The organism is Stutzerimonas stutzeri (genome assembly GCF_002909485.1).
Taxonomy (GTDB): Bacteria; Pseudomonadota; Gammaproteobacteria; order Pseudomonadales; family Pseudomonadaceae; genus Stutzerimonas; species Stutzerimonas stutzeri_AH.
In genome coordinates this window covers 753,969-762,318 of sequence record NZ_PPXG01000002.1, presented here as the reverse complement: position 1 = coordinate 762,318, position 8,350 = coordinate 753,969, and the positions used below count along the sequence as shown (strand labels likewise).

The 8,350-nt window shown below is 53.4% G+C and carries 8 protein-coding genes and 1 tRNA gene; 5 read left to right on the top strand and 4 right to left on the bottom strand.

Annotation, left to right across the window (positions count from 1 at the left end; genetic code table 11):
• The first annotated feature begins 833 nt into the window (after positions 1-833).
• Positions 834-1,454 carry a LysE family translocator gene (locus CXK91_RS07415; RefSeq protein WP_103455520.1) on the top strand — a complete coding sequence of 207 codons (621 nt, stop codon included), beginning with the start codon at positions 834-836 and terminating at the stop codon, positions 1,452-1,454.
• An 82-nt stretch (positions 1,455-1,536) separates the two neighbouring features.
• Complete coding sequence (locus CXK91_RS07410) at positions 1,537-1,845, top strand: hypothetical protein (protein ID WP_103455519.1); 309 nt, start codon at positions 1,537-1,539, stop codon at positions 1,843-1,845.
• Positions 1,846-2,130: 285 nt separating this feature from the next.
• On the opposite strand, the gene CXK91_RS07405 is transcribed toward CXK91_RS07410, so the two are convergent.
• A complete protein-coding gene (locus CXK91_RS07405; RefSeq protein ID WP_103455518.1) occupies positions 2,131-3,174 on the bottom strand; it encodes an IS110 family transposase in 1,044 nt (347 codons plus the stop codon).
• Between the two features lie 173 nt (positions 3,175-3,347).
• Here CXK91_RS07405 and CXK91_RS22570 point away from each other — a divergent pair, with 173 nt between their 5' ends.
• Complete coding sequence (locus CXK91_RS22570; RefSeq protein WP_146048121.1) at positions 3,348-4,004, top strand: hypothetical protein; 657 nt, start codon at positions 3,348-3,350, stop codon at positions 4,002-4,004.
• A gap of 260 nt (positions 4,005-4,264) precedes the next feature.
• On the opposite strand, the gene CXK91_RS07400 is transcribed toward CXK91_RS22570, so the two are convergent.
• Complete coding sequence (locus tag CXK91_RS07400; RefSeq protein ID WP_103455517.1) at positions 4,265-5,308, bottom strand: IS110 family transposase; 1,044 nt, start codon at positions 5,306-5,308, stop codon at positions 4,265-4,267.
• A 153-nt stretch (positions 5,309-5,461) separates the two neighbouring features.
• Between CXK91_RS07400 and CXK91_RS22565 the strand changes: the two genes are divergently transcribed.
• Complete coding sequence (locus CXK91_RS22565; RefSeq protein WP_146048120.1) at positions 5,462-6,046, top strand: hypothetical protein; 585 nt, start codon at positions 5,462-5,464, stop codon at positions 6,044-6,046.
• 391 nt (positions 6,047-6,437) lie between these two features.
• Positions 6,438-6,830 (top strand): VOC family protein, encoded by a 393-nt coding sequence (locus CXK91_RS07390; protein WP_103455515.1) that lies wholly within the window; start codon positions 6,438-6,440, stop codon positions 6,828-6,830.
• Positions 6,831-7,191: 361 nt separating this feature from the next.
• Here CXK91_RS07390 and CXK91_RS07380 read toward each other — a convergent pair.
• A tRNA-Ser gene (locus CXK91_RS07380) sits at positions 7,192-7,281 on the bottom strand.
• 124 nt (positions 7,282-7,405) lie between these two features.
• Positions 7,406-8,275: a phosphoribosylaminoimidazolesuccinocarboxamide synthase gene (locus CXK91_RS07375; RefSeq protein ID WP_103455514.1), complete on the bottom strand. Its 870-nt coding sequence runs from the start codon at positions 8,273-8,275 to the stop codon at positions 7,406-7,408.
• Positions 8,276-8,350: the final 75 nt, after the last annotated feature.

Sequence of the window (8,350 nt, the reverse complement as noted above, 5' to 3'; positions counted from 1 at the left end):
GAGGTGCTCGCGGCGGCTAAAAACACAGAAATAAGCGGGTGATCTGAGCGTTTTTGATCGATTTGCCGCTTTTAAAATCGGCAGGGGCTGAAGTCAGCCAGAAATACACAACTACTTCAGACCATCCTTAGAGGCCCGCTACATGGAAGTAACTGTCGAGATTCTAAAGAACAGGATGGTTCTGACTGTAAACGGAAAAACCATTACCGTTGAGCCGACTACACCGTTTACTACCACCCGACTCCTGGTTGGCACATTCATGCCAGCGGTTGAATGTTTGAAAGAAGGCCTGTCAAAGGTGGGCGCCACTGGCATCTTCAAAGGGAAACCTAAGCTCCTTATCCTTCCAATGGCTATGGCTGAAAATGGGTTATCTGAAGTAGAGGAACGGTGCCTGCTTGAAGTTGGCCACTCTGCAGGAGCAGGCAAAGTCGAAGTACGTTGCTCTTAGATTGCGCGAAAAGTAGCGAAATTGAGGAGACGCAGTGAGAGTCGAACTCGTTTTTCAGGCTCGCAGTGACTGACTGTCTTCGGCTTTGCAAGGCCTGCGGCATGTGCGTGCCAGCTTTGTTCCGCTCTGGACCGCATTGATTTCGACACTTTATCGACACGACAAGGGTAGGAAGGTGCTCAAGGTCGCACGCGGTGCAACCTATGCATTGGGTACGGTTTAAGGCCTCTCGAAGTTGGTGTATAAACATCCTGCCTCCCTGAGAAGGCCGGAACTAGGGCCTCGGAAGAGAATCGAACGGAATTTTATACACCAAGCCCGTTCGGCGTCTTATACACCAATTGGTGTCTAATTATAGTTAGTTCTTAAAGGAGAAGCAGACGTGACATTAATGACCATCATGTTATTCGTACCAGCATGCTTTGCTTTGAACATGGCACCTGGTCCCAATAACCTTCTTTCGATGGCGAACGCAAAGCGTTACGGCATCAGGGCTGCCTGCTATGCAGGTATTGGTCGACTGATAGCATTTGTAGGTATGATCACTCTTGCTGCTACAGGGCTGGCAACAGTACTGTATACGTCCGAAAAGTTATTTCTCGCAATAAAGGTCGTCGGAGGACTCTATCTACTTTGGCTGGCCTTCCAGTTATGGATTGCAGATCCAACTGACGGAGGCGACGAAGCGCTGGGTGGAAAAAGCCTATTTCAATTGGCGAGACAAGAGTTTTTCCTGGCGGCAGGAAACCCTAAGGCTATTTTGATTTTTACAGCCTTCTTGCCTCAGTTTGTTGATCCAACAGGTTCTGTTGGATACCAGTTCGTGATTTTAGGTGGGCTATTTATAATGCTTGAGTGGGTCGCAATAGCCGGGTATGCATTTTTTGGTAAAGCATTGCGCCATTGGTTCTCCCGTCCATCTAAACGTCGCCTGTTCAATAGGGTTTGCGCTGGACTACTTGGTAGTGCTGGGGTTGGGCTTCTAATGGCTCGTCGCGAATGAACTAACAAAACGATTTAATTCGCTCCCTGCGGTCGCCGGACGCTCGTTCCTCGCGCCGTTTATCGTGAGCGTTAGGCACTTCATGAAAAACATCCAAGTCTTCGATGGGGCCAGGAACGCTGTATATGACATTTCCTCGGCCACAGACGATGAATTCGATTTGATATTCCCAGCGGGCGAAGATGTAGCATTTATCGATGAGGTTTATGAGCGTCAGAATGCCAGTGAGTTGAATTCGGCTTTTGAGCGCATATGGGCTCGCCGCATCCCCAAGAAAGAAGCGCTGGATATTCATGGCTTGTTGTTTTACGAGCTAGAAGAAAAGAAGCAGTTTTATCCCACACGTCGCGACGAGGAGGCACAGAACCCAGATGGCACACATCTACGCTAAGAATCGTGCCGTGAAGCGCCTAACAAGGCGTATATGGACTCTCCCCACAAGCAGTGAGGAATAGCTTTTTCGATCCTGTCGTCAGCGCGGTTGCATTCGTATATCCGGCCTGTTCTGGGCATTGCCCTGGCCAGCCTGTAGTTCGCGCAGCGGGGGCCAAGCGTTCAAGCGATCGCGAAGATCATGATTGTTATCGGCCTTGTTCCGCTGCAGGACTCGCCTGTTCCGACAGTCTCGCTTCTCACCACAACCACTAGAAACACCCTTTCTGATTTACCCCCGCCATCAGGCGGGTTTTGTGCTGCGCCAGTTACCGCTGAACCGTCGTTCATGGCACCAAACCGCCCAGCAGATCCTCACCAGTTTGTTTGCCAGCGCTACCGCGGCCTTGTTGTGGCCGATGCGTTCGGCGGTTTGCAGCGCCCAACTTTGCAACTGGGTCAGGCGCTCCGGTGTTCGCGCCTTGCAGCGCTTGGCTGCCAGTAGCGCCGCTCGTGCACCATGAATCAGCAAGGTGCGCACGTAGACGTTGCCCTTACAGCTGATTCGTCCTAGGCGTCGCCGCTCGCCACTGCTGTATTCGCTGGGCGTCATGCCCAGCCAGACGCTTAGGTGTCGGCCACTGGCGAAGCGCTCGGGCTTGCCGACTGCAGTTTTAAAGGCACTTGCGGTTAGCAGGCCGATGCCACTGACTTCGTCGAGCTTACGGACTATCTCATCATCGGCATGCCAGCGTGCCAGTTGTTCTTCGCACTCGCGCATCGACTGTTCATAGAGGTTGATCTCGGCCAGCACCACCTGCAGCGCTCCGCGCAGTGCACGCACTTCAGGCCGCTCGATCAGTTCGCACGCTTGGCGCAGAAATGGCTTGATGCCGTTCGGTGTTTCAACCCCAGCCTCACGCAGGATGCCGCGCAACAGGTTGATGCGTTGCACGCGGGACTTCTTCCAACCCTCGCGCAACTTATGCAGCTGTTGGACTTGCTGCTGTTGCACACTTTTGACTGGCACCGGGCGAATATCCTGGCAGCGTGCCGCTTCCAGAATGGCGTCGCAGTCGTTGCGATCGGTCTTGTTGCGCCGCCGATACGGGCGCACGTATCGAGGGTGTAAGAGCACGACGCGATGGCCTTTTTCCTGCATAACACGGCCCCAATGGTGAGCCGTGCCACAGGCTTCCATCACCCACTCGACAGGTTCGATCTGCTCCTGTACATATCGCGCAAATGCCCCGGAATCGAGCCGCTTGCGCCGATCCACTCGGCCGACCTGGACACTCTCGGCAACCTGGTAAACGGACTTGGCCAAATCAACCGCTATGCGTTTCATCGCGTCTCTCCCAGCGAACAGTCACCACGGTGTTATAGAAGAAACGTGGTGCGGGGAGAGTCAGAAGAAACGTGGTGCGGGGAGAGTCCATTACAGCCCTCAAATCGTTCGCTTCGCTCACTGGGACCGGCTAAAGCCGGCCCTTTAGCTTGATCGTTATGCCTAGGTGCAACATGGAAGAAAAGCTGAGCACGCTAGAAGAAATTAGCAAAGAATTTGAAACTATTGGGCAAGAGCTCTTTGAGGCATGCAAAGGCCAGCTTTTCCCTGCTGACGCTATTCTTCTTGCAAGCTGCAATAGAGCGCTGCAAGTGCTGCACGGTTTTACACTAATCGTAAATAATGGTGGCTATTCTTGCGGCGTAGCTTTACTTCGCCTACAACTTGACTCTGTTCTTCGCCTATACGGAATCACAATAACTAAAGACCCTCATGACACTGCAAACAAAATAATATCCGGTGAAAAACTATCAAAAATAAAAGACAAAACTGGAGAGAAACTTTCTGATGGCTATCTTGTCAGCCTTCTGGCAAAGCAAAATCCCTGGTTAAAACACGTTTACTCGCTTTGCTCTGGGTATATCCATCTATCGGATGCTAGCTTTCATCATTTATTAAAAAAATCCGAACCAGTTCCAGAGTCAAACGAAAGAGGTTTTTACATAGGCTCTGATGAATCTGAAATTGAGATGAAACAAAGAATAGAACTAATACAGGCATTCATTGTTGCCACAAAGGGTATTCAAGAAATCACCACCCAATGGACAGCAAGCAGAGATCAGTTTGGTTTAGCTAAGAATCTTAAAAAGAAGTACACACAAATAGCATAACAGCCTATATGGACTCTCCCCACAAGCAGTGAGGAATAGCTTTTTTCGATCCTGTCGTCAGCGCGGTTGCATTCGTATATCCGGCCTGTTCTGGGCATTGCCCTGGCCATCCTGTAGTTCGCGCAGCGGGGGCCAAGCGTTCAAGCGATCGCGAAGATCATCATTGTTATCGGCCTTGTTCCGCTGCAGGACTCGCCTGTTCCGACAGTCTCGCTTCTCACCACAACCACTAGAAACACCTTTCTGATTTACCCCCGCCATCAGGCGGGCTTTGTGCTGCGCCAGTTACCGCTGAACCGTCGTTCATGGCACCAAACCGCCCAGCAGATCCTCACCAGTTTGTTTGCCAGCGCCACCGCGGCCTTGTTGTGGCCGATGCGTTCGGCGGTTTGCAGCGCCCAACTTTGCAACTGGGTCAGGCGCTCCGGTGTTCGCGCCTTGCAGCGCTTGGCTGCCAGTAGCGCCGCTCGTGCACCATGAATCAGCAAGGTGCGCACGTAGACGTTGCCCTTACAGCTGATTCGTCCTAGGCGTCGCCGCTCGCCACTGCTGTATTCGCTGGGCGTCATGCCCAGCCAGGCGCTTAGGTGTCGGCCACTGGCGAAGCGCTCGGGCTTGCCGACTGCAGTTTTCAAGGCACTGGCAGTCAGCAGGCCGATGCCGCTGACTTCGTCGAGCTTGTGCACGATCTCATCGTCAGCATGCCAGCGTGCGAGTTGTTCTTCGCACTCGCGCATCGACTGTTCATAGAGGTTGATCTCGGCCAGCACCACCTGCAGCGCTCCGCGCAGTGCACGCACTTCAGGCCGTTCGATCAGTTCGCACGCTTGGCGCAGAAACGGCTTGATGCCGTTCGGTGCTTCAACCCCAGCCTCACGCAGGATGCCGCGCAACAGGTTGATGCGTTGCACGCGGGTCTTCTTCCAGCCCTCACGCAGCTTGTGGAGTTGTTGCACTTGCTGCTGTTGCACACTTTTGACCGGCACCGGGCGAATATCCTGGCAGCGCGCTGTTTCCAGAATGGCGTCGCAGTCGTTGCGATCGGTCTTGTTGCGCCGCCGATACGGGCGCACGTATCGAGGGTGTAAGAGCACGACGCGATGGCCTTTTTCCTGCATAACACGGCCCCAATGGTGAGCCGTGCCACAGGCTTCCATCACCCACTCGACAGGTTCGATCTGCTCCTGTACATATCGCGCAAATGCCCCGGAATCGAGCCGCTTGCGCCGATCCACTCGGCCGACCTGGACACTCTCGGCAACCTGGTAAACGGACTTGGCCAAATCAACCGCTATGCGTTTCATCGCGTCTCTCCCAGCGAACAGTCACCACGGTGTTATAGAAGAAACGTGGTGCGGGGAGAGTCCATTACAGCCTTCAAACCGTTCGCTGCGCTCACTGGGACGGGCTAAAGCCCGCCCCTTAACCAAACGTTAGAGAATCCTCAGAGGGACCACATGAATACAGCTAAATCGATATTTGTCCTATCAATAGCAATCTTACTTAACGGATGCAGTAGCAACGTCTCAAAAACGGACGCAAGCCCATCAATATCAATTCAAACACCAATAGCCGGTTCAGAAAAATTAACTTTCATAAAATCAAGCACTTCTGAAAAATGCGATTTCAGAAGCGCTGACATTAAAATAGATTGCTATAGCAGCGGAAACATTAACGTCGTTGACGTGCGTTATTTAAACCTCGGCGGCCCTAGCAATCCAGCCGAAGACATTACAGCCGCCCTTCGTCACAAGCTGCACAATGAAAACACACCAGACCTGATAAATAAAATAATTACTGAAAAAGAGCTTCTGCCACAGAAAAATGGATTTTACTTCAACTTTGAAAATGGTGGGCAAACCTGCCATATCCAGTCATTTTCCGCATGGGATCAAGAACTTAAACTTAGATTGCTGGGCGTAGTACTAGTATATGAATGTCCTGAAAAAGATCAGAGCATGCTTAACCTTTATATAATAAAACAGCTAGCTGCTCTTGAGCTATACAATAAAAACATAGACAAAGAAACAGTAAAAAAATAATGGCCTCTTGCATGTCTAGAATTGAATTTCTCTAACAAATGCATATGGACTCTCCCCACAAGCAGTGAGGAATAGCTTTTTCGATCCTGTCGTCAGCGCGGTTGCATTCGTATATCCGGCCTGTTCTGGGCACTGCCCGGGCCATTCTGTAGTTCGCGCAGCGGGGGCCAAGCAATCACGAAGATCATGATCACCACAACCACTAGAACCATCACTTAATTTTTCCACCCCGCCGTTAGGCGGGATTCTTGCGCTTTGCCAGTCGCCACTGAGCCGTCGCTCGTAGCACCACACCGCCCAGCAGATCCTTAGCAGCTTGTTCGCCAGCGTCATAGCGTTGCCGCGCGGCTAAACTCACGCATTGATAGCAAAACTGATATCGAGGTGTCTGATGGCCACAGCCACACCCTTTCTTATGTTCCAAGGTGATGCGCAAGCCGCGCTGGATCTGTATTTAGCAACGTTTCCGGACGCTAGTGCTCTGCGAGCTGAGCGGTACGTCGAAGGAGAGCTAGGGCCGGAGGGCGGCATCAAAATCGCGGTGTTCATCCTTTGCGGACAAGAGTTCATGTGCTCCGACAGCCCAGTCAAACATGACTTCTCATTCACACCGGCAAGCTCCACCTTCGTGCAGCTCGATACCGTCGAGGATTTGGAGCAGGTATTTGCTGCTCTTTCCGAGGGCGGCCAGGTGCTTATGCCATTGGACAACTATGGCTTTAGTCAGCGGTTCGGTTGGCTAAACGACCGTTTTGGCGTGTCCTGGCAGCTGAACGTTGCCTAGCAAGCGCGTCAACGACATTGGTTATCCACTGTCGCTCCGATGCCGCGGCTTGCTATCAACCTGACTGAGACATCACGACACGGCCATGACGGTATCGGCATCACCCTGCGCGCAGGGCAATCGCGCATTTACCGCGGCATATCCTCGCCAGTCGCTTCGTGGTGAACGGCGGCGCCCTGTAGAGTAGCCATGCGCCTAGTGATGACGATGCGGCTATGCCCATCTTGCACCGGACCATCTGCGAGACGCAGTAGCCTTCGGGCCTGTACGCGACCTTCGACAATTCTTCGACAGTTGCCCAGCCTAGAAAAACAAAAGCCCCCGAAACTCTAGGAATTCCAGGGGCTTAGGCTATATGTAATGGCGGAGAGATAGGGATTTGAACCCTAGGTACCCGCGAGGGTACAACGGATTTCGAATCCGTCCCGTTCGGCCACTCCGGCATCTCTCCAGCGGCGCGCATCATAGCAGCTGGAGCAGGTTTGTCGAACCCCAACTGCGCAGATTTTTACCGTTTTTCAGCCTCTTGGCGTCTTCCACGAGCGGACTCCGGCGAATCCGCTTGCATGCGCTGATCAGGCGGTCAGGCGGGTAAGCGCCTCGCGGTACTTATCGGCGGTTTTCTGCGCGACATCTGCCGGAACGGCAGGCGCTGGAGGCTGCTTGTTCCAGCCGGTGGATTCCAGCCAATCGCGGACGAACTGCTTGTCGAAGCTTGGCGGGTTCTTGCCCTCTTCGTAGCTGTCGGCCGGCCAGAAACGGCTGGAGTCGGGCGTCAGCACTTCGTCCATCAGCGTCAGCGTGCCATCTTCATCGAGCCCGAACTCGAACTTGGTATCGGCGATGATGATCCCGCGGGTGGCCGCGTACTCGACCGCAGCGCTGTAGAGCGCAATGGAAACGTCACGCACCTGGGCGGCCAGCTCGCTACCGATGATGGCTTCGCACTGCTCGAACGAGATGTTCTCGTCGTGGTCGCCCACGGCAGCCTTGGTCGAAGGTGTGAAGATCGGCTGCGGCAGCTTGGCAGCTTCTTTCAAACCGGCCGGAAGCTGGATGCCGCAAACCGTGCCGCTTTTTTGGTATTCCTTCCAGCCGGAGCCGACGATGTAGCCACGTACAATCGCCTCCACTGCTACCGGCTTTAGACGCTTGGCGACCACGGCACGGCCTTCTACCAGCGGCAACTCGGCTGCTGGCACAACGTCTTCGACCTTGTCACCGGTGAAGTGGTTGGGGATCAGGCCGTTGAGCTTGTCGAACCAGAAGTTGGAGATGGCGGTGAGGATCTTGCCCTTCTCCGGAATTGGTTCGGCAAGAATCACATCGAAAGCTGAAAGGCGATCGGTGGCGACCATGAGCATGCGCTTGTCGTCGATCTCGTAGAGATCACGAACCTTGCCCGAATAGATTTTCTTCAGGCTGAGGGAGGTAGGAGTGGTCATACGAAAACTTCCGCGGTTGGCAGGTCAGCAGAAACGAAACAGGCGAAACCATGAGGTTTCGCCTATCCGTGTCGT

Excerpts from the sequence above, each read along its gene's own strand:
- CXK91_RS07410 (WP_103455519.1), top strand. The coding sequence starts at position 1,537 with ATGAAAAACATCCAAGTCTTCGATGGGGCCAGGAACGCTGTATATGAC.
- CXK91_RS07405 (WP_103455518.1), bottom strand. The coding sequence starts at position 3,174 with ATGAAACGCATAGCGGTTGATTTGGCCAAGTCCGTTTACCAGGTTGCC.
- CXK91_RS22570 (WP_146048121.1), top strand. The coding sequence starts at position 3,348 with ATGGAAGAAAAGCTGAGCACGCTAGAAGAAATTAGCAAAGAATTTGAA.
- CXK91_RS07400 (WP_103455517.1), bottom strand. The coding sequence starts at position 5,308 with ATGAAACGCATAGCGGTTGATTTGGCCAAGTCCGTTTACCAGGTTGCC.
- CXK91_RS22565 (WP_146048120.1), top strand. The coding sequence starts at position 5,462 with ATGAATACAGCTAAATCGATATTTGTCCTATCAATAGCAATCTTACTT.
- CXK91_RS07390 (WP_103455515.1), top strand. The coding sequence starts at position 6,438 with ATGGCCACAGCCACACCCTTTCTTATGTTCCAAGGTGATGCGCAAGCC.
- CXK91_RS07375 (WP_103455514.1), bottom strand. The coding sequence starts at position 8,275 with ATGACCACTCCTACCTCCCTCAGCCTGAAGAAAATCTATTCGGGCAAG.